Below are 23,775 nucleotides of genomic sequence, written 5' to 3'. Positions count from 1 at the left end.
CCTCGTACGCCGCCCGCGTGCAGCTGGTCGGCATCGACCCATCGGCATCCGCTGGCCGAACTCGGCGCCCCACCCCCATCACACCCCCGCTCGCCGCCCGCCTGCGCAATACCACCGACTCAGACAGCCCCGGCTGTCCCTCGGCGCATCTCGAAGAGATCATCAACGCCCTCGCCGACCACGACCAAGTGATCCTCTACTCCCGGTTCCGGCGGGTGGAGGGAAGGCGGACATACGACACCTCCTAGCTAGGGCCTTGTTAGGTCCTGTGGTGTGGTGCGGGTTGACCGCATATCGAGCAGGCGCCGGTCCAGGTGGCCAGGAGGGCCTGGAGTTCGCGGAGGACCGCGTAGAGGGTCAGGGCCGGCGTGGGGGCTTTTGGGTCGAGTCGCAGGAGGGTGCCTCACCGTGCTCAGGGCATCGTGCCACCACCGTCCGGCCGAATAGGTAGGCGTCCTGCGCGACTAGGCGATCACCCGGCGAAAACGCCACCTCGGCCTCGCCGTCCTGTTCAGGCAGGCACGGACCTGGACTCCGGGCTGCTCCCAGAGGCCCCACACGGCGGGTGACGAACCATTAAGCTACGCGAAGTACCCGGATTCTCCTGGGCACTTGACGACCCGCGGGGGCGACATGGAACTGACGATTCAGACCGACAACGGTGCCGGAACCAATCTCTACCGCTGGCTGCTGGAGGACCCAGAAGCGGCCGCTTATGCATCCGGGGCCACACCCGCGGCCATGGACCCGGCCGGCGGCGAGATGGGGATCGGCTTCGACGTCCTCAATCTGGTGATCCCCAACGTCATCGCTCTCAGCAGTCTCGTCGTCTCGATCGCGACCTACCGCCTCCAAGCCCAGCAGAGCACGGGTACGGCGCCCAGCGTGAGCGTCAGCCAGGCAGGTGTAGTGGTCGTCGTAGAGGGAGACGGTAGCGAGGCGGTGCGTCAGCTCACCCAGGCGGTCGGATCCTCACAGGCGTCCTCCGGGGTGACTCCCACCGCCCCGTGACGCCTCCACGGCTGCCCGACCCCACGGCCTCCCGCGCCGTGCTCGTTGGTGTGTCCCGGTACTTGGCGATGCCTGAGAACAGACAGTTGCCGGCAGTGAAGAACAATCTCCAACGGTTGGCAACCCTCCTCGGCGAACCGCGGATCTGGGGCCTGTCTCCCGAGCACTGCGTGGTCCTGCACCAGCCCGACGATGCCGATGCCGTGATCAGCGCGCTGCAGACGGCAGCCCGGGAAGCGACGGCGTCGCTGCTTTTTTACTACGCCGGCCACGGGCTCACCGACCCCCTCACCGACGACGAACTGCACCTGGCCCTGCCGAACAGCCGCGAGCCGGCGGGCATCCACCTCGCCCTGCGCTACCAGAACGTACGGGCCGAGTTGTTGCGCGCCACGGCGGTGCCGCAGAAGGTGGTGATCCTCGACTGCTGCTGGAGCGGCAAGGCCCTGAAGGGCGCCACCATGGGCGCGGACGATCTCGCGGCCATCGCGGCGGTCAAGGGCACTGCTGTGCTCACCGCATGTGCGTCCACCGCCAAGGCCCTCTCCCCTGCCGGCGAGGACTGCACCGCGTTCACCGGGGCCCTGACGCAGATCCTGTACGAGGGAATTCGCGGGGGGCCCCGCGAACTCGACATCGCAACCCTTTTCCAAAGCCTGGACAGTCGGCTCGGCAGCGAGAACCGGCCTCGTCCGCAGCTCGCCACCTCGGGATTCGGCTCGGGCCTCGTGTTGGCGATGAACACCTCACAGGAGCCCGCCCGAGCGGCGGAATCGCAAGAAGTCGGGGCTCCACCCGTACCGGATGTAGTACGGCCGCCAGTGCCGGTCGACGAGCACGTGCGCCAGCGCATTCAGGAACTTCTGCGCACCGGCCGCTACCAGGCAGCGCAGGAGTTGCGGCTACGCCTTGCCGAGGCCGGGGACATCAGCGCGGTCCGGGATGTGGTGGTCCAGCTTCGGCGCGAGGGGCACTATCGGTCCGCTGCCCAGCTGGAACGGGCTGTCCCCGGCAGCGAGGGGGCACAGCAGGTACTGCGATGGCTGCGGCAGGGCAGCCTTCGGGAGCTCTGAGCCGCTTCGGGCACGGCTCTCCTTCACGATGTCACGACCGGTCCATCGCAGACATCTGGATGTAATGGGCGAACTCCCGGGAAAACAGAGCGGCTGACCCCGTTGACGACGGCACCACACCCATCTGCTTCAGTCGGCTGAGCTCCAAGGACACGGGCTCGGCGGCGGCGCCAACGGCAAGCCTCCTCAGTAGTGCCGTGGCGCGCCCTTCGCTGTCCGCCTCGATGTTCTGCCGCAGCTGGGCGAACTGTGTGTAAAAGGTGGGGGCCTCGTACTCGTACGCCGCTTTCACATCCAGCTCACCCGTTTCCTGGTGGATGTCTACGATCCGGTTGCAGAGCAGTTCCAGCAGGAAAGGGTGGAGCCCAGTGCAGGCGATGATCTCCTCACGTACGGAGGCCAGTCCGATACCAACGCCTGCGGCGCGAGCCAGCATCAGATCCGCCTCCTCATCGGTGAACATACCGACATAGCGGCGAGTCGCCACCACACCGCCCAGGATCGAACCCCCCGCGGCATCGACTTCAATGGACTCGATGTCCCGCCGGGAAATGGTGATCAGCCCCATGGAGAACGCCGGATCGCTCGCCAGATTGCGCAGCAGCTGGAACTCCGCCAGCCCTGTGAACGTGGTCGAGGCCCGGTCGAACTCGTCCAGCACAGCAAGGACGTAATACCCGTTCCTGAACAGGGCCTTGAAGAAGTCCCGTATCGCTTCCCGTAGATCGCCCCAGTTCCCGTCCTGTTGGACCGCGGCGTTGATCGCATCCAGTGCGTTCGGCGGACCCGTCTCACGACACTCGCCGCGCTCACGGAACTCCTCCATCACCTGCCGGGCCATCGACCGGAACAGGTCGGCCCCGGAATCGTATGTGCCGACGTCGAGCCACACGGTGATCAGGTCGGTGCGAGGCGCGGAGGACGTCTGCAGCGCCCGCCGCACCAGGCTGGTCTTGCCGGTGCGGTGGTATCCGAGCACGCGTGCGTTCGACGGACGACCGGGCTCCTGCCAGACGTTCTGTATCAGGCGCACCAGGCTGCCCCGGCCGACGAAGCGGTCCCCCTCGGCCACCCTGCCGACCTGGCGATACGGATTGGCCGGGACGGGGGCCTCGCCGGGCACGGGCGCTGTCACGAGGCACCTGCCTTCGAGCTCGCTCCGAGGTACTTGAGGAGCCATTCCTGGTAGAGACGGACCACGATCTGGTAAGCGCCGGACTCACGGCGTACCACGTCGCGCAGGACAAGGTCGTCGAGCAGCTCCTCCAGTTGCTCGCCCCGGTGCTCCTCCCGGATCGCTGCCAGCGTGGCCGGTTGGTTACGCGACGCGCGGGCCACGGCCAACAGGACGGGCTGATACTGCTCGCTCGTGAAAGCCTCCGGGTCGGTGTAGCCGGGTGACTCGAGGTTGTCGAAGTCCTCGCGCGTCAGTCTGCCGAGGAACTCGTCGCGCACCCGTTCGACATCCGCCTCCGTCACCACCGGCGCCCGCTCGGAATTCATGTACTCGACGAGATACGAGCAGAAACGCTGGATGTAGAAGGCGCTTCCACCGGTCAGCTCGATGATCTGGCCAACTGCGTGTTCGCGGTACCTGCTGGTTGTCCGGTCCCCCTCCTCGATGCGGATCGGATTCTCGATCAGGGCGCGCGCGTCGGGCTCGGCGAGATACGTCACGCGTTCCTTGTGGAACACCCCGAAGACGTTGGGGTCCTGTTGGATCAACCGGTCAAGGGCATCCTGGCCAACGATCACCAGATGGAAGAGCCGCCGCTCGATGAGAGCCTTGAACGCCTGCATGAAGGACGGCGAAAGCAGTCCCATCCTGATCCACCGGTCGATGTACTGGAACTCGTCGATCAGCACGATCAGCGGTGGTGGAGTGCCCTGAATCCCCTCACGGTGCCGCTCGATGTACTTGGCGCAGTCATGCACCGGTTCTTCGCTGGTTAGGAATTCCTTGCGGGTGAGCCCCTCGGGAATCAACGGCACCGCAGCACCGGCCGGCTCGTCGAGCCGTGTCAGCGCATCGTGGGCGCCCTCCAGGATGCGCCACATCAGCAGAGCCAGCAGACGGGTTCCGGTCAGGTCGTCGGATTCCGGGGAGAGGTCTCCGATGTTGCCCACGTTGACGATCGGCAGGCCGTCCTCTTTCAGCCGCTGCGTCAGATGATGGGCGATAGAAGACTTCCCGGCCCGCTTCTGGCCGTAGATCGCCACTCCCACCCCGGGTGAGGAAACCTCCCGCAGGCCGGTGCGGATCCGCTCGAGCAGTTCGTCCCTGCCGAAGAACATCTTCGGGTCGATCACCGGACGTCCCGTGGCACCGTCCTGGAACGGATTGAAGATGGGCTCGAACTCCTCCTCACGCGCCAGCCGGACCGGCAACGTGGCCTCGAACGTCGCGTAGACGGCACTGGAACGCCGTCTGTACCGAAGCGTCACCGGCAGGGAGAAGGCACCCGCGGCGAAGCCCTTGTCGGTGACGCGCAGTTTGACCTGCTCGATCCGGTGGTCGCCGCCGCGCACCGCCGTCGGAAGCTGCACCTTCGGCTCCCCGACGGAGAACAGATCGACGTCGGTCCCCACGGTCAGCTCCGGGGACTCCAGCGGTGCCATCCCGAGCGCGTTCGCCACCTTGATCTGGACGGTGACCACACCGTTCTGGCCTCCACTGCTCTCCTCCAGCGCCAGGCTCAGTTCGGGCTGGGGCGGCTGTGTGGCGAGCAGACTCTGCTGGGTCTCGGCGACGAGTGCCCGGATGCGCGCCGCGACCGGTTCGACGAGCCCGACGGCAAGGCTGGTCGGACCGCGTCGAATGTCCGCGCTGAGCGCCCGGGCCTTCTGGTCGGCGAGCCGCAGGCAGCTCTCCCGCTCTTCGAAAGAGCGCTCGTTGATGAACCTCCGGAGCTCGAACAGGGCCTCCTCGATCCGGCCGAGGGCCTCGCTCAGGGACGGAGATGTCAGCATGTCCCGGTCCCGAAGCCGGTCGAGCGCCGACTCCAGATCGTTCTCCGACATCGACAGTTGCTGCAGTTCGGCCAGACTGTGCTCCAGCCTTCGGCGGTCCCGCGTCCACTTGTCGCTGGCCTGCTGCCATGCCTCACGCACCGCATGCTGGTCCGGCCGGGACCGTTCGGGGCCCTCGGCGAGGCGCAGATGTACGGCCGCCGCAGCGAGCAAGTCGGGCTTCGAGCACATGGCATCCAACACCAGATCCCGGGCCACGCTGGTATCCGCGAAGAGCGGAGGGATCAGCGAGAAGATCACCTTGGGGTCATGCTGGCGGATCCCGTCCCAGAGAACCCGAGCGACTTCGTCCCGCAGGGAGGTTCCCTCGTCCCGGTCCCGGTGCCGGGTCGGCGCAGCGCGGCGGCCGTTCGGTGAGCGGAGGTAACCGATCAGCGCCGATCTGACGTCCGGGGTGAGCTCACCGTCGTCCCGCTCGTCCGCCACGGCCAGTGCGGCACAGTACAGGTCTTGGGCTGACTCGTACTCCTGCTGGTCGAGGACAATGCCGGCCAGCGTGGTCAGCCCCAGGTACAGATACCGCTGCGCTCCTTCCTCTCCCACCTCCTTCGCGAGTACCGCGGCCGAGATATATGCCTGGGCGCTGTTGACCGGCTGCTTGCCGCTCATCTGACGGGCCGTCTCTGCGATGATGTTCAGGTCGCTCCTGGTGACCGGGCGCTGCGTACGTTCCCGCTCCTCCTGCGCCCGCGCGGCGAGCTCCGAATAGTTCTGCATCACGAAGGTGACGAGCGGTGGGGTCGAGTCGACGAACCGCGGGACCTCTTCCAGCAGCCGCTCCACCCAGCCGGGGTCGGTACGGGCGTCTCCGCTCTTTCGCAGGGCGTCGATCTGTCGCAGGATTCGGACGGATCGGTCGTCCGTGTGATGGCCGATCAGTTTTCCGGCTTCCTCCAGGTCATCCGGAGCGCCGCGCCGGACGAGAGCTAGTGCCGTTCCGCGCTGCGCGTTCTGGTTTTCCGGGGACATCTGAAGCAGCATGTGCCACTCGGCCGTTGAGTCCTGGCCGTGGGCAAGTTTCACATACGCGATCTGGTGACAGAGGTGGTACCGCCTGCTGCTGGTGAGGTCGGTCCGCTGGAATTGACGGTCCAGCACCTCAAGCGCTTCCGCATAGCGCTTGGCGCCTATATAGAAGTCGGTGAGGATGTTGTCGAGGGCGTGGCCGGGCTCGATCAGGCCCTGGCACTCCTGCTCGATGACACGAAGTGCGGCATCGGCGCCGTCCACGCGTCGAGTCAGCCAGGCCAGGTCCTTGGCGGCACTCTCCCGCTTCACGTTCTGCTTGATCGCCTGGCGGTAGGCGGCCTTCGCCTCTTCCAGTTTCTTCTCGCGGTGTTCCAGGTACTTGGCGCGCTGGTAGGGGTTCTCCCAGCGCCGCTGCCCGCCGGACCGCACCGTCGTAGGCTCGGTTCTGACCCGTGTGTCGCTGGCCAGGGGCCGCGGCTTGCTCCTCGGCACGGGCTCCGGAGGGACCACGCGCCGGGCGGCCAGGGCCGGTACGGCACCTGGTGGCCTGGGAGCCGGTACCGTCGCCGGCGAGGCGCCGCCGAGCGCGGCGCGCACCGTCTCGCACGCGGCCTCGTTGTGCGCGGGGGAGCCGATGAGTTCCCCCAACTGTCCCCGGTCACCGTATGCGTCGAGCAGGCCGAGCAGAGCTTGCCAGACCTCGGGGTCGTCGTCGGGGGCCACCTCGTGGAAGTACCGCAGCAACGCGAACCTGGCGGTCTCCGCATCGTCCTGATGGGCAGCGCTGACGGCCATCAGCCGCCGCGCCTGCACATCGTCCGCCTCCGCCTGGATGAGGAAGTGGTGCGCCGACCCGGCGTCACCCTTGAGAAGTGCCAGAGCACCTACCAGACGCGTGACTTCGGGGTTGCCCCTTTCGACGTTCCACAGGTATCTGGCTTTGGCGTACATCTGCGCGACCCGACCGAAGCGTGGATCGAGTTCACCGATCTTCTCGGCGTTGAGGTACGAGTTCCGGATCCGCTCCAGCTCCTTGCGGTTCTCCGGACTGACGTAGACCTCCATGTCAACCGGCCCGACGGGCAGTTGGGCGATGGCGGTGAGCGCCTCGGCACGCGACGCCGAGTGGTCCCTGCTTAACCGCGCGGGCGTAGCCGACTGCGGTTCGTGCGCCCGCGAGGCGGGCGCAGCATCCACCGACACAGCGACGGCCTGGGCCGGCGTCGTTTGCTCGATAGGCGTCTGAACGCTGGGTTCAGGGGCACTGGCCTCGGCAAGGAGAGTCTGCGCAACGGATCTCGGCTTGATGAGTGCCACCGTTTGCAGCGCCACCGCGATGGCCTGCCCGTCGGGCGTGCGCAGGTTCAGGGCGGTGAGTTTCAGCCCCTCCAGAACGCCCTCGAAGCGGTCGCCGGTGAGCAACACGATCTCGATGGATTCGCCGACCCGGGCCACCGACTGGATGTCATCTGCGTCCACGCCGATCCTCCTGTACCGGCCTCACCCTGTCCGACCGTCGGCGAATGACCGGCCTGCTCGCGACGGCGCCGGGGGCGGATGTCGCGCTCGTGCTGGCCCCCCGAAGAAAATCTTCACCGGCACGAAGTCACTGTAATACGATTCACACCGAGTGGTTCAGTTCTCGGCCAACACTCGAATCGGCTGAACAGCACACCTGCCACTCGCAGCACGTTTTGAACCTTAATATCCTGCGCAGCGGTGTGACCTGCGAGTCCGTCGGCATCCGCTGGGCGCTGACCGAACTCGGCGCACGCACCCCCGTCGTCCCGCCGCTCACCGCGCGCCTACGAGCCACCGCGGCGAACGACGCCCCCGGCTGGCCCACGGCCCACTTCACCGAGATCATCAACGACCTCGCCGACCATGCCCAGGTGATCCTCTACTCCCAGTTCTGGCGCGTGGACGCTGGCCGCACGTACGGCGTCTCCGGCACTGGCCTGGACTGGGAACTCGACTGGACCGCGCCCTGGGAGCACCTGGTCGAGGAGTCCCGCACCTGGTCCCTACTGGAAGCCTCCGAAGCCCCCACCGGCAGCAACATCTTCGTCGCCCCCACCTGGATCGACCGCACCGACCTGCACCCGGAGAGGTGACCGATGCCGTCCCAGCACCCCGACCAAATTGGCTACGGCCATGTGGTCAAGAGCTATGTGACGAGGACGTACGGGGGCCTCCCGCGCTACCTCGTACTGAACAGCGGTCGCTTCCTGAGCCCTCGATGGTGGCACACCACCCGCTTCACCCGGCACCTGATCGCTGATGCCACGGCGATCACCGACGAGAAACTGGAAGCCTTCCTCGGGTACGAATGGCGCTCGCGTCTCACCGCCGCCTGGCTAATCGGCGTCGACCGCCGCGAACGTTTCCGGGCACGCATCGGCGACCTGCTCCTGGCCAGCGAGGTCTGCTACTCCGGCGGCGCCTACTGCTTCGCCCTGGCCCGTTTCGGCACGCACATGGACGCCGAGATCCTCACCGCCTACCTCGACCGCTACCTCCCCCGCACCGACCTGCACTACGACCAGCCCGCCGCCCTGGGCGCCCTCCTCCACCTCGACGCCCTCCTCGGCACCCACCACGCCAACCGCTTCACGGAGCCCGACGGCCTCTGGGACGAGTGGGTCAAGGGCGTGGGACACCTCGGCTATCCCAGCCACACCCCCGCCGAACAAGGCCGCTGGGCGGACCTCCAATGCGAGTTCGCCAACGGCTGGCGACGCCTTTAGGTCGCGGTGCGACCACTGTCCCCAGGCCCCCTAGTTCTCACCAGGTAAGGGCGTGAACAAGCCAAACGCCCACCAGAAAGCCGGTTCTGCCCGACGATGGAAATGCGGAAGACCGCCGACACTCGGAGACAGGGGGAACCATGCGCATCGATGTGCGGGTAGGGGCCGAGGCAGACGAGCTGCGTTCACTGCACCAGTGGCTGGGGGCGGACAGAGAGATCCGCAAGTCGTCCTCCTTAACACTCCAGGAGCAACCTCCCGAGCCAGGGCGCATGGGCGGTTTGCTCGACGTCATCCAACTGGTGACTGACAACGGATGGAGCGCTGCCTCCTTCGTAGTGGCACTGGCCGCCTGGAAGCAAACCAGGCCCCAGGACCCGCGGATCGAGATCAGGCGGGGTGACACCGTGATCGTTCTTACCCAGGGCAGCGATGCCGAGATCGAACGTGTCATTCGTGCCCTTGAGACCTCGACCGAGGATGAGGCACCTGGGACATGAGCGTGTTGCCCGACCCCGGAGCGACCCGAGCCGTGCTGATCGGCACCAGCCACTACGACCACCTGGAGTCGCTGCCGGCTGTGTCCAACAACCTGACCGCTCTGGCCGAGGCGCTGACCGGACCCACCTCTTGGACCCTGCCGCAGGAGCATTGCACGATCCTCTCCAACCCCACGACCGCAGAGATGACCATGGCCGCAGTGCGAGCCGCAGCCGAGCAAGCGCGCGACACCGTGCTGATCTACTTCGCCGGTCACGGGCTGGTCGACCCCGAAGGGGACCTCTATCTGGCTATGCCGCAGTCCAAGCAGCAACGGGTGGAGACCGGACTCCCCTATCGGTGGATACGACAGGCTCTCCTGAACGGCCGGGCCGATCGATGTGTCGTTGTCCTCGACTGCTGCTACAGCGGTCTGGCCCTCGGGACGATGGGCGGCCCATCAGATCTGGCCGATCAGGCGGCCGTGGAGGGAACATTCCTGCTGACCGCTGCTGCAGAAACACGCCAAGCACTCGCCCCGCCCGACGAGACCTTCACCGCGTTCACCGGCGAGCTCCTCGGCACGCTTCAGACGGGCATCCCCAATGGGCCTGAGCTGATCGACTTTGGAGTGCTGTACCGGCACTTGCGCATCAGGCTGGCGGCTAAGGGGCGCCCCGACCCACAGGCGAGAGACAGGAACACCGGGGCCCGACTCGCTCTCGGCCGCAACCTGGCCTGCCTGCCGACAACCACGACCACCTTTTCTGCTGACGGGGAGCCAGCCACAGGGCGCGCCTGGCCGAGTCCCTCAGGAATCCGCACTGTCAGGGGTTTCTTCAAGTCGCTGGCCGATGTTCGTGTGACGAGCGGTCTCACCCATCAGATGGTTAGCCAACGTTCCGTTGGACGCATCTCACCCGGTACCGTCAGCCGGCTTTTGAACCGCGAGAGCCTTCCCAAGACCTGGCACACCACAGCGGCGTATCTGTCCGCCTGTGGCGTGCCGGATCAGCAGGTCGCTGAGTGGCAGGCCGTCTGGACGCGGTTGCTAACGGATACGACGACCGACGCCGCGCCGCACACCGTCACGCAACCGCCCCAGGGTCCCACCACGTTGCAACGGCTGGCTGGAAAAGTGTCCTGGCGAAACAGTCGCAACTGAGATGCCCGTTCAGGGAGTAGCTGACGCAGTCGGGGGTGACGGCTGCGGAGCAGGAACAGGTGTTTTGCTGTCATCGTCGAAGACCGTGTTCCAAGCAGCAATAGCCAGCAACGCTGCCACGATCACAATGCCCGCCGCAGGCTTCTTCACCTGCTTGGCAGCCGACGGCCGCACCCAGTGCCCTGCCCGGTAGTAGGTCTTGTCGCTCTTCTGCGCCACGGCGCTCTCCCCCAACGGCATTGCCACCTGATCCCTAGTCACAGCTTGACAGCGCCCCGTCCGCACCGAGGAGGAATCCGTACGCACGGCTGATTCCGAACCATGGAGTGGTGATCAGCCGCGCGATGAGCGGATCACGCACCGCAGGTCCGCGAGTCCCGCTCCCACTGCCTTCGGTCGACATGCTCACCATGCCGACACATGCTGCCCGGGCCCGCATGACCGTGGCCGGAACTGCCCCTCCAACGCATGCCCCACTCGGCACTCAACGGATCAGTATCGAGAGAGCAGTGGGGCCGCATGCCCGCCAGCCACGGCCACGAGTTTCGAGCACTGGTACCTGTGGTGCGGAATCATGCCCGCCAGCCCCTCATGTGCCTCTACGATGATCGCCCTGCGGTTTGAACACCTGGAGCACCATGCGTCTTGAGACGATCAAGATCGAGAACTTCCGCGGCCTCACATACGTGGACATCCCTTTCTCTCGATTCGGCTGCCTTATCGGCGAGAACAACGCCGGAAAGTCATCCGTGTTCCAGGCTTTGAATATGTTCCTAAAGTCGGGCTCCGCAATCGACACCGACTTTCTCGACAGAAGTCGATCGATCCGAATTCAGCTTTCCTTCTCTGAGGTCAGCGAAGCAGACCTGAAGCGACTCGAAGACGGACACCGAATTCGAATCGAGAAAGAAGTTCGAGACGGGCGACTCACGCTCGCTAAAGTTTACAATGGTACCGGGAAGGGAACCTTCCTGGTCGTCACACGGGTTCCCCAGGATCACAGGTACACGAAGATCGTCATAGACGATACATTGAAGTCTGGGCTGCCGGCCGAAGTTATCTCCGCCAACGTGAAGGCGACGTACCCAGAAGTTGCCCACAAACTTGAGGGAAAGATCAGCCGCGCAGCAGTGAAGCGCGAAATCGCTACAATAATGGAATCACTCAGTGAGGATGAATTCGTCACTGGAGACGATCCCTTGCCAACCGGCATGGACAAATCGATCGCCCCACTACTCCCGGAATCAATTTACATTCCGGCCGTCAAGGAGCTCAACGAGGAACTCAAGACCACATCCACGGCAACTTTCGGGCGGCTTCTAAGTCTTCTTTTCGGGCAAATCGAGCACCAGCTTCCCGAGCTGGAGTCCTCATTTGAGGCACTCCGAGGGCAGTTGAATGTGACTACGAACGAAGACGGCGAGGAGTCGGACCAGCGCCTTTCCGAAGTTCGACAAATCGAATCACTGATCCAAAGGAACCTGCAGGAATCCTTCCCGCGAGCAAGCGTACGACTTGAGATCCCACCTCCACGTCTGCGTAGCCTTCTCGAAGAAGCGCAAATCTCCATCGACGATGGAGTAACCGGCCACTTTAGGACCAAAGGCGACGGCCTTCGAAGGTCGGTCGCATTCGCAATCCTTCGCGCGTATGTCGACATGAAAACCGCGCGACCAGTCACGGCAGACAGCTCTCAGCAGCCCTGCCTACTCCTCTTCGAGGAACCTGAAGTATTCCTGCACCCCCAGGCGCAACGGAAGCTGTTCGAAGCTTTGGCGTTTTTCTCCGAGTTTAACGACGTCTTGGTCAGCACCCACTCGCCGTCATTCTTCGCACCTGGGGCAACCGGAACATTCGTCAAGGTCATTAAGGACCACTCCCTGGACCCGCCGGCAAGCCGGACACGCGTGATCGACCTTTCAAACATTGAGGCACGCGATCAATTTGAGATCATCAAGCATGAAAATAACGAGGCGGCGTTTTTCGCGAACTCCGTTTTGCTCGTAGAGGGGCCGAGCGACCGCATCCTAATCCCGCACGTCGCTCGAACGCTTAATCCAGACTGGGACTTCGAGAAGCGCGCAACAGCGATCGCGAAGGTCGAAGGAAAGGGAAGTATCGCCCGCTACAGAAGTTTCTTCACGCAGTTCGAAATGCGGATTGCTGTGCTCGCCGACCTTGACGTGCTGGTTGAAGGGTTTGACAAACTGGGAGCCAGCCAGGCTTGTCATAAATTGCGAGATCGACTCATCACCAAGGCGAACGAAATTGCGGCCGATTCAGGAGCCGACCCCTCCGGAAAGATGCTCAAGAACATGCGCTCTAACGGCGCTGTGCAGGATCTCTGGAAGCGGGCCCGAGTGGCGCGAGAGCAATACGCGCAAGGAATCTGTGATTGGGAGGATCTCGACGCCGCTGTCAGCACGTTCTTTGCGCGATCTACCTCGGGCACCACGCGGAAAGTTCTCGAAGAGGCTGCCGATCCTGACCTTAGGCGCATGAAGATCGAGCTGCTTCAGGAACTACGGAAAGAAGACATTTACGTATGGGAGCGCGGCGCAATTGAGGACTACTATCCACCCCTAGAAGACAACGAGTCCTCGAACAAGAACGATCGTGCTCGGTCTTTCTGCGAACGCCACATGACCGCCGAGGATATCAAGCGGCTGGCCGTGTTCAAGGATTCAGATGAATGCGAATTTGAGGCGATCTTCGAATCACTCTTCAGGTCAACCCCATCCGACGGCCATGCGCATCAGTTTATCCCCAAGCAAGCAGATTCAGATTGAATTACCCACACCTCTCAATAGATTGGAAAAGCTCCCATCCTTCGCTCAAAACCAGCCATCGAGGGAGACCTGGGACCTGCCAGATAGATACCCGCGGAGGGCACTCGCTGTGGTATCGACGAATGCTTCCGGAATTTCATTGGCGTCGACCCAGCAGACCTGGGAATGCTTGCGGGGTTCACGGTTCTCGGGTTCGCCGGTCCACTCGTGGGCGGCGAAGACGACGGTGAGGAAGCCGTTGGGGGCTTCGACGCCCCAGGCGCCGTGGATGATGTGGGCGACCTTGAGGGACTCGGGCCTCACGGTGAGGCCGGTCTCCTCGTAAAGCTCGCGGACCGCGGTCTCGGTGATGGGCTCGCCCGGTTCACTCTTGCCGACGGGGAGGTCCCACTGGCCCTGGGCGAACTTGGCGTTCTCGCTGCGCTGGAGGAGCACGACGCGGTTGGTGGCCTTGTCATGGACAATGACGGCCGCGACCAGCAGGGTCATCGATTCGAGCGCCGGCTTGAGGGCTTGGGAGCGGTCGTCGGTCTGCTGAGCCACGGAGGTTCCCTTCGTCAGGCGGGTTGTTGGGCATGTTAGGCGAGGGCCTCACGAGCGCGGCGAGCGAGATCGGCGGCACCGGGTACCTTGCGCCGCTGGTAGACCGCGAGCGTGGAGCGGATCGAGGTGATCGCCTTGCGGGTGCGGTCGGAGGTCATGCCTTCCATGAGGACCAGGGCCTGGGTCCAGGCCGCGACCGCTTCGTCGGCCCGGGCCTGAGCGGCAAGGCTGTCGCCGAGGTCGGCGTGGGTGAGGGCGTGGACGCGCTTGTACTTCTCCGGGTCCCAGCGGGTGAGCGCGTCGCGGTGCTGCTGTTCCGTACCGATGTGGTCGGCGAGGTCGGTCAAGGTGCGGGCGGTGTGGCTGGCCACGGTGCCGGCTGCTGGGCCGCTGACGCGGGAGAAACTGGGCTGGGGACCGTCCTCGCGCAGGAGAGCGTCTTCGGCGGCGAGGAGAGCTCGGGCGGCCAATGGGTTCTCGCCGACGGCTGCGTAGGCACGGGCGTGCGTGATGTGGAGGAGCGCTTCTGTCTGGCCGTCTACGTGGCCGAGGCCGCGGGTGAGCGCGCCTTTGACGAGGTCCACGCAGTGGTGGGGTTGCTTGAGGCTGAGGGACTGGTGGGCAAGGGCGCGCATCATCCAGGCGGCATGGCCGTGGGGGTCGGCTTCGCAGGCGAGCTGGTAGCCGACCTGGTAGTAGCGCTGGGCAGCGCCTTCGTGTCCGAGGTCGTGGTGCTTCCACCCTGCGAGGTAGGCGAGTTCGGCGACGGCGCCGAAGGCGGCTTGGCGTAAGGGTTCCGAGGGGAACCGTCCGCGCAGCATGGGGGCGGCCGTGTCGGCGAGGTACGCGGTGACTGTGGTCAGGCCGTGCCCGCCGCCGAGCCGTTCGTCGGCGGCGCTGAAGGCTGCCGTGATCTGTCGTACGACGTCGATGTCGTCGCTGCCGACGAGGGAGCGTGCGGTGCGGGCACGGAGCATCCGCGAGGTGGCTTCGTGGTCGTGCAGGAGCGGCATGGCAACGCCGGCCGTGGTGAAGGCGGCGATGGCGAGGAAGCGGCGGCGTTCGACGTCCGCGCGGCCGAGGTAGGTGACCGCGGTGACGGGGTCGGTGCCCGGTGGCGACTCCGTGTCGGGTGAGTGGAGGCCGAGCTCGGTTCGGGTGACGACGCGGCCCAGCCGCCGGGAGAGGGCTTCGGCGAGGTACTGGCCTGCCTGGCCGGACGGTGTGCGGGCGCCGCCCACCCAGTGGGAGATGGCCGACTTGTTGGTCTGGAGCAGTTCGCCGTTCTCGGCGGCGATGCGGCGTACGTCCTTGGCGAGCGCGTCATACGTGCACCCGGCGGCGTTGATCGTGTCGCGCAGGCGGGAGTTGGCGCTGGTCGGTGCCGGCACGATCGCCTCCGCTCCGGATCCGTAAACCGTGTATACCGCTTGACCTCGGTCACACGGTACCCACTCTGCGTAGCGGGCGGTTCACTTATCGACAGCCGCCCCACTCTCGGGCCGGGCGGCCCCCAAGTTCCGTACGCCCCAACGGGCTCGGGCATTCCTATGCCCCGGCCCGGACGATCAGAGACGGAGACACGGTGACCACCATCGACATCGCGACCATCACGGTCGAGCTGCCCGACGCCTTCGACCCGCGCTGGAACCGCCTGCCCGGCATCCAGGTGGACAGCCGGCGCATCACCATCGACCCGGCCGAGTACTTCTTCCGCTTCGAGTCCAGCACCTGGCTCGTCGCCGACTGGGAGTTGGTGAAGGCCCAGCTCCTCGACGTAGACGAGACCACCGAGAGCGCGGTCGAGCAGCTCGCGCTCGACTTCATCAAGAACCACGGCGCATCCACCTCCGACGCGGCTCGCGTGCTGGCGACGGCGTACGGGGTGTATTCGTACCTCTTCCGCGAGGAGCACCTGGCCGGCCTCGGCCTCCCGCAGGTCACCGCCGACCACCTGCGCATGCTGCGCGAGGCGGCCACGCTGATGGCGCTCAACAAGGTCGAGCTGGACGGGCACATCTCCAACGTCGGCCCGTGCTGGTTCTTCCCCGCCGCCACGTCCGTCGTCTTCGACCTGGACGACGAGACAGGCGGAATGCTCGACGAGGTCTACCACGGCGGCTGGTTCAACGAGCACCGACGGATCGAGTCCATCAAGGCCCACGCCGCGCTCGGCGGCCGGCTCGTGCACGGCTGCCAGTCCGTGCCGGACCAGTCCGGCGGCGTCGTCGCGCCCTACGGTGCCTCGATGGCCAACTTCCGTGACGACTTGGCCGAGTTCAAGGCGGGCTGGATCGAGCAGGTCTACTCCCACCGCGTGACCGCAGCCGAATAATCCCACCCCAGTACGGCTCCGGGGCGGGCCAGCTCGCGCGCGCCCGCCCCGGAGCCCACCAGTCCCCTGGAGACCCCCATGGACCAGAGCCTGTCCGCCACCCTGCTGGACGACCTGTGCACCCTTGTCGGCAAGCCCCTCCCCGAACGTGCCGAGATTCGTGTCTGGGGCATGTCCGGCGTCGAACGCGTCACCTTCCCCGACGGCACCACGGCCGTTTTCAAGTACGCCAAGGAGCCCTTTGACTGCGAAGCCCAGGCCCTGCGGGCGGCATACCAGCGCGGGCTCCCGGTCCCCGCCCTCCACGCCACCGCCATGCAGGACAAGTGGCTCGGGATGCTCATGGACGACCTCGGCACCCCCGTACGGGACGCCGACGACCTCGACGGCGTCGCCGCCGCCGTGATGCTCCATGCCGCCCGCCCGGCGGGCGGTCTGCCCCTCCTCGACGGGGCGGGCCTCACGGCCCTGCCCGGCCGAGCCCTCGATCACCTCCAGCGGTTGCGGAAGGCCGACCGATGGACGGACTGCGACGACATCGAGACCGCGCTGGGGGAGATCTCCGCTGCGGCCGAGGCCCGTGTCCAGGGGGCGACTCTCGACCCGTTCGGCTGGGTGCACTCCGAGTTCCACCCCACGAGCGTCCATATCGGGGAGAACGGCTGGCATCTCCTCGACTTCGCACGCGCCTTCACCGGCCCCGGCCTGATCGACCTCGCCTCGTACCACGGCACCACCGACGTACCGAGCCCTTTCCGACTGCGGGTGTTCCTGGAGCAGTACGTCACCGCAGGCGGTCATGAGGACGCCCTCGCCGCCCGGGGCGGCCTGGCCGCCGAGGCGTGGGCCCTGGGATGGCATCGCATGTGGGCCGTGGAGTGGTTCATGGAGCAGGCCATCCGCTGGATCGACGACCCGGCCAAGGACCCCGCGTACATCCCCGTCGTCCGCCGCCATCTGAACGACGTGGTCCAACTCCTGGAGGTCTAGGTGCTCGCCCAGGTCTCCCCCTGGTACGCCCACGCAGCCCAGCGCACAGCCGCCGCCCCCGCGCACGCCCTCACTGCACCGGCCCGGATGGAATGGAGCACCCACGCAGGCATCGGTCCCGGCGCCGAGATCCTGGGACGGGACCTGTCCGGCAAACGCGTCCTGGAGCTGGGCTGCGGCCCCGGCCACAACGTTGCCCACCTCGCGAAGTACCACCAGGCCCGCGTCACCGGTGTGGACCTGGTCGGCCTCCAGGTACGCCGCGCCCGCTCCCACTACGGCCACATCGACGGCGCCACCTTCGCCGCCGGCCACGCACTGCACCACCTTCAGGCCACCGGCCAGACCTTCGACGCGATCTACTCCGTCTTCGGCGCCGTCGGCCTTGTCGCCCCCGAACTCCTCCTCGCCGCCATTTCCCGGCGCCTGGAACCGAGCGGTGTCTTGGCCTTCTCCGTCCCTCACCCGGCACGGGCCGGAAGACATCCATCCACGGACGACCGTCCGCGCGAGGACTACGTCACCATGCCCGACCGCACCCGACTGCCCCTCGCACGATGGGAGTTCGACGCCCGCCGCTGGGGAGCTCACCTCTCCCGAACCGGCCTGCGCATCACCTCGACGGTGGAGCTGCGGCACCCGCGCCGCGACCCGTGGCCCACCACCCTCCTGATCACCGCCCGCAAACGCTGACCGACGGAGGCACCGATGCCCCTGCCCTACCTGCTCCTGGACATCGACGGCGTCCTCATCCCGTTCCCGGCCGCCGACGGCAGCACCCCGCCCACCCACGTGCGCCACACCGTCCTGCCCACCGGCCGGCACCCCGACGACCCCGTGCCCATCTGGCTCGACCCGAGCCAGGGCGGCATTCTCACCGACCTCCTGACCAGCGGACTCGTCACCCCCGTGTGGTGCACGAGCTGGCGCAAGGACGCCACCACGATCATCGGCCCTCTCCTGGGGCTGCCCGACTTCCCTTACCTCGACCTGCCTCGCCCCCAGATCACCACCAGCCACCCCGACGGCTACCTCTGGAAACGCGACCACGTCGACGTCTGGCTGGCAGACGCCCCCGCCGTCTGGATCGACGACGACTTCACCGGCCTCGACCACGCATGGGCGGCGGAGCGCACCGCCCACGGAATGGCGACCCTCCTCGTGCAGCCCGACCCACACGACGGGCTGCAGCCCGAGCATCTGACCGAGGTGACGACGTGGGTCGCGCAGTTACCCACAGCCCGAGCGGCCTGACGACTGATGCCCTCGCCGCCACGGGCAGCGAGGGCATCAGGGTGCGCTGTGGGGTCTGACTACCTGGGTGCCTTGGGAGTCGGGACCCAACTCAGGCGGTGCCGACTGCCCTGCCGGACCTACGGATCGGATGGCCGAGAAGCTCTTCTACCTCCGCGGATGCGGCGTCGAGGAATTCCTGACCGAACAGACAGAGGGAATTTTCCCAGGGGTGCCCAAAACTGCCCATACGGAAGTCTTCCGAGAGGTAAATGTAGTAATCCCCATCGGGGTACGGGCTCAAAGGCCAGGCCGGCTGCCCAGGGCCACCGACGCCCTGCGGTGCGAAGCGATACGACGTGTGCTGCCAGTCGAGCGCGAGCAGTGTTCCGCTCGGGCCCATGCAGGACTTCAGCCCCTGCTCGACTACCTCGACCAAGCGGTCCAAACGCTTGTCTTCAGGGTCGTCGTCAAGCACGGCAAGGCTCCAGGTAACCGATGCGGTGGGCTCTTTGATGGCTGGCCACTTGAAGGAGCTCGTACTCGGCTGGAACGTGAACTCGTCGTAGAAGCGGTCCCAAACGCGTCGGTACTCGGTCTCAAGCAGCTCGACCACGGGACTCTCCATCATGGCCCGACCCTATCGAGTCGCCCGTGTGAGGATCGGAGATAGATCCTTCACGGAACTTCGCTCTCCTCCACTGGGTCCATCAAGGCATTCCATGAGAGGCGGGGGACGGCCTGATAGCCTGCGATCTTCGCCGGTCACCCGGACGGAGTCCCCCGGCAGGTCTTCATGTCTTGCTCTGAGCAGCTCATGACAGCTCTCGATGCCCTGGACCACGCCTTCGCCTCAGAAGGTCCCTTCCTCGTCACAGGGTGCACGTACTGCTACAGCGAGCGAGACTTCGCCGAACTCTCCGGCCCGCTCCACCTCATAGCCGACGACCTGGTTTCCTCGGTTGCCGCAAAGACGCCTGATCATTGGGAAGACTTCCCTCGTCTCTATCGTCACCTCGTCCCGCGCATCATTCGCCTACTCGTCACCGGCCGGCTCCACATCGACGAGGAGCTCATCGCCTCCCGCCTGATCCACGCGGGCTGGGCCACCTGGGACTTGCCCTTGACCGAGGCCCTACGGGACGTCTGGTCCGCTTGGTGGCAGAGCACGCTGCATACCCACCCCAGCCCCGTGCCCGTCAGGGATTCCCTCAGCGTCATCACCGTGGCCACCAACAGCCTGCGTCCTTGGCTGAACACATGGACCGCGACCAAAACCCCAGCCGCCGACGCGCACTTGGCAGACCTCGTTGACGACGTGATGTTCGAGTTCGAGATCACCGACTTGCGCATGGGCTTCTACGATGAGTACGACGCCACTGCCGAACTGCTAGGCTGGCTTCTCACCGACGTGCGCGATCGTGTCATCGACACACGTCTTGACGCCCCCTTCCTCCATGAGCACCTCCAGGCAACCGCTCAACGCCCCCGCTGATCTACTTCGCCATCCGGAATCTGAACGGAAAGCCCTCGTCTCCTCACGGGCAGGCGCTCCCCGAGGGAACACTTCCGGTGTTCCTTCGGGGAACGTGTCACACCGGGGGTGTCGGCCTTCGCTTGCCGGTCCCTTCGTCGGGATTCTGGCTGGGAGACCGGGGTCAGCGGTGTCGACTGCGCTCCTCGGGCCTTATGGCCACCGGTGCGGCCGGCGGGTGTGGCGTGGCGGACATGGAGGACGTACCGCTGACGGTGCTTCGCCTACGAGCCGCTTGAGCCCGCCGGTTCGGCTGAGCGGTGATGCGCCAGTTGAGGACCTCGGCGGGACGCTCCGCGCTGTCGAGGTCCCGCCGGGTGCCCACCTCGGCCAGGAGACGTCGGGGGTTGTGGCCGGCAGTCTCAGCCTGGGCGAGAGTTGTGGTCAGGGCGGTCCAAGAGGGATCGGCGAGGATGCGGTCGGCGTGGTCAGGGAGGGCCGCGCGGAGCTCCCGCTCGAAGCGGCGGGCTGTCTCGGCTCGCGGGGCGCGGCGGGCCAGGTCCGCCAAGACGGGGGCAGCGGCCTGCTGGTAACCAGCCTGGAGGTGGCGGAAGGCTCCATCGGCCGCTGCGGCCTGCTGTTCGTGGCCGCGCTGCTCGTGCCAATTGGCGGCGGCGCGGGCCAGGTGCACGGTGGCGAAGAGCAGGGCGATGGCGAGTCCACCCGGTTCGGTAGAGGCGTAGGCGAGTTCCTTGGCGGCCTGGCGCAGGGCGTGGGCGGCTTGGTGGTCCGCGCGGGTGGCGGATCGGCGGGCGCGGTTGAACGCCGAGGCGGCTGCGCGTAGCTCTGCGCGGTGCGGGCCGCGTGTGGCGCTGGCGATGTTGTAGAGGGCATCTCCGAAGGCGGGGAGTTGGGCCTGGGCGGCGGCATCGTCGTCGGAGTCGAGGACGGTGTGCGCCGTCTGCATCGCGGCGATGGCGTTCTGCCACGGCTCGGCGGGATCTGCCGGGAATCGGGGGCGGTCGGCTACTTCCTGGTGGGGGAGGCGTTCGCGGAGGCGGTTGATGGAGAGGTCGGGGGCGAGCTTCGAGCCTCCGTACCAGATCGGTTCGCCGGCGCTGTTGGTGTCGCCGGGTGCGGCGAGGCTGTAGCCGATCACGTCGCCGCTCTCGGGGCCGAGGCGTGTCTTGACCTCGATGCCGAGGGATTGCAGCACGGTGAAATAGTCGGCCTCGGTGTGTACGGCGGCGGCGACCGCGTACGCCCGCTCGCGCAACCACTGCCGTGCCGTCACCGTCTGACCCTGCCGCTCGGCCTTGGCGCGTTCGGCACCAGTGGGCGTACGGGGGGCCGTGAGGTCACCGGACTTCAGGCGGCGCAGGCCGAACTCGGTCTCGATCCTGCGGCACTCGGCCTGGGCCCGTCGGCCGTCCTGGTGGGTGCGGGGCCGGCGCCCGTCGGCGCGGACGGTGGTGGCCATGATGTGGATGTGGTCGTCGGCGTGACGGACCGCGATCCATCGGCATGCCCTCTCGTCGCCGTCGGGGGCGATGCCCGTGGCGTGCACGACGCGGCGGGCGACCTCGGTCCACTCGGCGTCGGTGAGGTAGCGGTCGCCAGGCGCGGTGCGGACCGGGCAGTGCCAGACGTGCTGCGGTGGCTTCTTGCCGCCCAGCTCGCGGGTGCGCAGGTCGACGTGGTGGTCGAGTCGCCTGGCGAGCTGGGAGTAGGTGGCTGCCGGGTCGCGGCCGGGGTCGGGAGCGCCGGCCATGTCCCAGGCGGCGACGATGTGAGGGTTGGTGTGCTCGTCGCGGCGGCCGGGGCCGAAGAGGTAGGCGATCAGTCCGCGGCTGTCGGAACCGGTGGAGACATCAGGAACCATGAGCCGTGCCGTCCGCCAAGAGCTGGTCCATGAGGTGGAAGCTGTTCTGTGCCGCTTGCTCGACGCGGTCCAGAACCGCCTCGGCACGCTCGGGCACGGTTCCTCGATTGATGGCTGCGGTGATCTGGTTGAGGTTGCCGCCAATACGGTTCAGCGCGACCGTGTGCGCCTCGACGGCCTCGATCAGCGGGCGCAGAGGATCATCCTCCGGACTGCCGACCATCCCCGCCTTGCCCTGCGCAACGGCCAGGGCCACGTCCCCGACGAACCCGGCGAACCTCTGACCGCGCTGGTGAGCGGCGGCGCTGATCACCTTGACCGCGGTGCGCGTGAAGCGGATGGTCTTCTCCTGGTCGCGCTTCTCCACGGTGCGCTTGCGGTTCATCTGCGCGGGCAGGACGGGGGCGTCGAGATCCCGCCAGGAGGGCTGCTCGACGAGCGATGGGACATCGGCCGGGGGATTGCGCGGACCTACGGAGTCGGCTGCGGGCTGGCAGGAGCCCTCAGCCACCCCCTCCTCCAGCTCGGGCGCCCCCTGGCGCTCGGCCTTGTCCTCCGCCACCCCTGGGACGGGGGCAAGCGCGGACGAAGCCTCGTTAGAGGCTCGTTCGCTCCAGCTTGCTGCTGGTCGTCGGGTGAGCCTGAACAGCTTCCTGCGGCGGCGGGAGGTGGTGTCGTCGGCGTTCGATTCGGGCATGGTGGTGCTCCGTCAGTCGTGAGGGGTGGTGTCGTCGCATCCGTCGCATCCGTCGCGTGGCTGGTCAGCACAGGTACGGAGAGGGCCGCAGGTACGGAGTGATCCGTAACGCCGAGGAGATCCGTCCCCGCGCTGACCTGCGCGGGGACGGATGCGACGGATCGATGCGGACCTGGAGTCAGCGAGTGGGCCTGGGACCTGCGGGCCCTCCCGGCGGGCCGGTGGGCAGCATCCCGGACGGAGGGGCGGGCGGCCTGCCCCGGGTCGGACGTGCCGGGACCCCGGCGGTGGGTACCGATGGGGCGGGGTCAGGGCAGTAGCGGGCCCAGGCATCCACGAACTGGTTACGGGCGTACGCCTTGGCCTGCCTGCCGTTCTCGAACCGGTAGTTGGCCGGGCTGATACCGAAGTCGCGCAGCAGGTTGGCCAGGTGGTAGGCGTTTATCCCCTTCGTGCCGTACTCCGCCCACGGGGCCTCGGCGTCCTGGATAAGGACCGCGAGCAGGTCTTGGCTACGCAGAGCCTCCTTGCCGCTCTCCTGGTCGAAGATGCGGCGGATGTCACGCAGCAGCCGCGTCTTCAGCGTCGTCTGCTCGTCCTGGACCACCTCGTTGCGCGTCATCGCCAGACAGGCCGCACGTGCCCGCGCGGGCCAATGCCCGCCGGCGAGATCGGCGACGATGACGAGCGGCTCCCATGTGTCGGCGGCGCGGTCCTCGACGGGCATCTTCGGCACCGCGCCCGCGACGGTGCCGCGCAGCGGGACCAGCCAGTCGGCCAGCCGGTCGCGCAGCGCGTGCAGTTCCGGCACGGAGTACCGCGAACGGAACGGGGTGATCCGCTCGCCCGGCTTGCGCTTCTGCATGCGGATGACGATCGCGCGGTCCATGATCGTGTCCGGCAGGTCGCCGATGCCGGCCAGCGCCGCCATGGCGAAGGTGGGGAACGCGGTCGGCTTGTGCTCCGGCCCGGAGATCCGCCAGGCGGGCCGGTTGCGCTGGTGCCCGGCGTTCAGGAGGCCGCGCAGGTCCTCCTTATCGCCCGCCTTGGGGCCGAAGATGGTGTCGGCCTCGTCCACCAGCAGGGTCGGCGGGTTCTTGCCGATGACGCGGAAGACGACGGCGGGGGAGGTGTTCACCGTCATCATCGGCTGGTGGACGGTCTCGTAGAGAACGTCCAGGAGACGGGACTTGCCGCACCCCTTGGTCGGTCCCACCACGGCAAGCCGTGGCGCGTGCTGGAGGCCGGGCTGGATGTGGGAGGCCGCGACCCAGAGGGTGACGGCGGTCAGGGCCTCGTCGCTCGGCAGCACCACGTACCGCCCGATCGCCGTACGAAGATCGTCCAGCAGCGCGCT

General features: G+C 66.7%; 21 protein-coding genes and 1 pseudogene. 13 read left to right on the top strand and 9 right to left on the bottom strand.

Translation table 11 applies throughout. The features are described 5' to 3' along the window. From JGS39_RS15825 to JGS39_RS15815, 3 genes and pseudogenes are all read left to right on the top strand, one after another. Positions 1-248, top strand: a pseudogene (locus JGS39_RS15825) (hypothetical protein); the annotation flags it as partial. A 385-nt stretch (positions 249-633) separates the two neighbouring features. After that, positions 634-1,011 (top strand): effector-associated constant component EACC1, encoded by a 378-nt coding sequence (locus JGS39_RS15820; RefSeq protein WP_219569733.1) that lies wholly within the window; start codon positions 634-636, stop codon positions 1,009-1,011. Then, entirely contained in the window at positions 1,008-2,084 is a 1,077-nt protein-coding gene (locus JGS39_RS15815; protein ID WP_308120445.1) for a caspase family protein, read from the top strand. Before JGS39_RS15820 ends, JGS39_RS15815 begins: the two co-directional genes overlap by 4 nt. Before the next feature lie 31 nt (positions 2,085-2,115). On the opposite strand, the gene JGS39_RS15810 is transcribed toward JGS39_RS15815, so the two are convergent. Further along, a complete protein-coding gene (locus JGS39_RS15810; RefSeq protein ID WP_219569731.1) occupies positions 2,116-3,219 on the bottom strand; it encodes an ATP-binding protein in 1,104 nt (367 codons plus the stop codon). Further along, complete coding sequence (locus JGS39_RS41680; protein ID WP_219569730.1) at positions 3,216-7,538, bottom strand: AAA family ATPase; 4,323 nt, start codon at positions 7,536-7,538, stop codon at positions 3,216-3,218. The genes JGS39_RS15810 and JGS39_RS41680 overlap by 4 nt, the downstream gene beginning before the upstream one ends. Before the next feature lie 266 nt (positions 7,539-7,804). Here JGS39_RS41680 and JGS39_RS15800 point away from each other — a divergent pair, with 266 nt between their 5' ends. The 4 genes from JGS39_RS15800 to JGS39_RS15785 all read left to right on the top strand — a co-directional run bounded on the left by JGS39_RS15800 (position 7,805) and on the right by JGS39_RS15785 (position 10,475). Continuing rightward, the gene (locus JGS39_RS15800) at positions 7,805-8,197 is read left to right on the top strand and encodes a hypothetical protein (RefSeq protein ID WP_236063042.1); all 393 of its coding nucleotides are present in this window, start codon (positions 7,805-7,807) and stop codon (positions 8,195-8,197) included. Between the two features lie 3 nt (positions 8,198-8,200). After that, positions 8,201-8,830 (top strand): DUF6000 family protein, encoded by a 630-nt coding sequence (locus JGS39_RS15795; RefSeq protein ID WP_219569729.1) that lies wholly within the window; start codon positions 8,201-8,203, stop codon positions 8,828-8,830. A 140-nt stretch (positions 8,831-8,970) separates the two neighbouring features. Then, positions 8,971-9,330, top strand: coding sequence for an effector-associated constant component EACC1 (locus tag JGS39_RS15790; RefSeq protein WP_219569728.1), 360 nt, complete (start codon positions 8,971-8,973; stop codon positions 9,328-9,330). 32 nt (positions 9,331-9,362) lie between these two features. Continuing rightward, on the top strand, positions 9,363-10,475 hold the full coding sequence (locus tag JGS39_RS15785; protein WP_308120444.1) for a caspase, EACC1-associated type: 1,113 nt from the start codon (positions 9,363-9,365) through the stop codon (positions 10,473-10,475). 9 nt (positions 10,476-10,484) lie between these two features. Here JGS39_RS15785 and JGS39_RS15780 read toward each other — a convergent pair whose 3' ends face one another. Then, a complete protein-coding gene (locus tag JGS39_RS15780; protein ID WP_219569726.1) occupies positions 10,485-10,694 on the bottom strand; it encodes a hypothetical protein in 210 nt (69 codons plus the stop codon). Positions 10,695-11,113: 419 nt separating this feature from the next. Here JGS39_RS15780 and JGS39_RS15775 point away from each other — a divergent pair, with 419 nt between their 5' ends. Further along, a complete protein-coding gene (locus JGS39_RS15775; RefSeq protein ID WP_219569725.1) occupies positions 11,114-13,264 on the top strand; it encodes an ATP-dependent nuclease in 2,151 nt (716 codons plus the stop codon). Positions 13,265-13,309: 45 nt separating this feature from the next. Here the strand turns inward: JGS39_RS15775 and JGS39_RS15770 are convergent, their stop codons facing one another. Together JGS39_RS15770 and JGS39_RS15765 are read right to left on the bottom strand one after the other, a co-directional pair. Then, positions 13,310-13,807 (bottom strand): NUDIX domain-containing protein, encoded by a 498-nt coding sequence (locus JGS39_RS15770; protein WP_219569724.1) that lies wholly within the window; start codon positions 13,805-13,807, stop codon positions 13,310-13,312. 35 nt (positions 13,808-13,842) lie between these two features. After that, positions 13,843-15,198, bottom strand: coding sequence for an NsdA family TPR-like regulatory protein (locus JGS39_RS15765; RefSeq protein WP_219569723.1), 1,356 nt, complete (start codon positions 15,196-15,198; stop codon positions 13,843-13,845). A gap of 194 nt (positions 15,199-15,392) precedes the next feature. Here JGS39_RS15765 and JGS39_RS15760 point away from each other — a divergent pair, with 194 nt between their 5' ends. From JGS39_RS15760 to JGS39_RS15745, 4 genes are all read left to right on the top strand, one after another. After that, a complete protein-coding gene (locus tag JGS39_RS15760) occupies positions 15,393-16,142 on the top strand; it encodes a hypothetical protein (protein ID WP_219569722.1) in 750 nt (249 codons plus the stop codon). Between the two features lie 78 nt (positions 16,143-16,220). Then, on the top strand, positions 16,221-17,132 hold the full coding sequence (locus tag JGS39_RS15755; protein ID WP_219569721.1) for a phosphotransferase family protein: 912 nt from the start codon (positions 16,221-16,223) through the stop codon (positions 17,130-17,132). Continuing rightward, positions 17,133-17,825 (top strand): class I SAM-dependent methyltransferase, encoded by a 693-nt coding sequence (locus JGS39_RS15750; protein ID WP_219569720.1) that lies wholly within the window; start codon positions 17,133-17,135, stop codon positions 17,823-17,825. A 15-nt stretch (positions 17,826-17,840) separates the two neighbouring features. Then, positions 17,841-18,386 carry an HAD domain-containing protein gene (locus JGS39_RS15745; protein WP_219569719.1) on the top strand — a complete coding sequence of 182 codons (546 nt, stop codon included), beginning with the start codon at positions 17,841-17,843 and terminating at the stop codon, positions 18,384-18,386. A gap of 91 nt (positions 18,387-18,477) precedes the next feature. Here JGS39_RS15745 and JGS39_RS15740 read toward each other — a convergent pair whose 3' ends face one another. After that, on the bottom strand, positions 18,478-18,981 hold the full coding sequence (locus JGS39_RS15740) for a DUF2716 domain-containing protein (RefSeq protein WP_308120442.1): 504 nt from the start codon (positions 18,979-18,981) through the stop codon (positions 18,478-18,480). A 180-nt stretch (positions 18,982-19,161) separates the two neighbouring features. Between JGS39_RS15740 and JGS39_RS15735 the strand changes: the two genes are divergently transcribed. Beyond that, positions 19,162-19,860 (top strand): hypothetical protein, encoded by a 699-nt coding sequence (locus JGS39_RS15735; protein ID WP_219569717.1) that lies wholly within the window; start codon positions 19,162-19,164, stop codon positions 19,858-19,860. A gap of 163 nt (positions 19,861-20,023) precedes the next feature. Here the strand turns inward: JGS39_RS15735 and JGS39_RS15730 are convergent, their stop codons facing one another. The 3 genes from JGS39_RS15730 to JGS39_RS15720 all read right to left on the bottom strand — a co-directional run. Beyond that, positions 20,024-21,721 carry a relaxase/mobilization nuclease domain-containing protein gene (locus tag JGS39_RS15730; protein WP_219569716.1) on the bottom strand — a complete coding sequence of 566 codons (1,698 nt, stop codon included), beginning with the start codon at positions 21,719-21,721 and terminating at the stop codon, positions 20,024-20,026. Beyond that, positions 21,711-22,283, bottom strand: coding sequence for a MobC family plasmid mobilization relaxosome protein (locus JGS39_RS15725; RefSeq protein ID WP_219569715.1), 573 nt, complete (start codon positions 22,281-22,283; stop codon positions 21,711-21,713). The genes JGS39_RS15730 and JGS39_RS15725 overlap by 11 nt, the downstream gene beginning before the upstream one ends. 313 nt (positions 22,284-22,596) lie before the next feature. Beyond that, positions 22,597-23,775: DUF3631 domain-containing protein (locus tag JGS39_RS15720; RefSeq protein WP_236065744.1), on the bottom strand; the 1,179-nt coding region annotated here is incomplete at its 5' end.

Source organism: Streptomyces poriferorum (assembly GCF_019399235.1).
GTDB lineage: Bacteria > Actinomycetota > Actinomycetes > Streptomycetales > Streptomycetaceae > Streptomyces > Streptomyces poriferorum.
The sequence above is the reverse complement of the archived record's forward strand: the minus strand, read 5'-3'. Positions and strand labels throughout refer to the sequence as shown.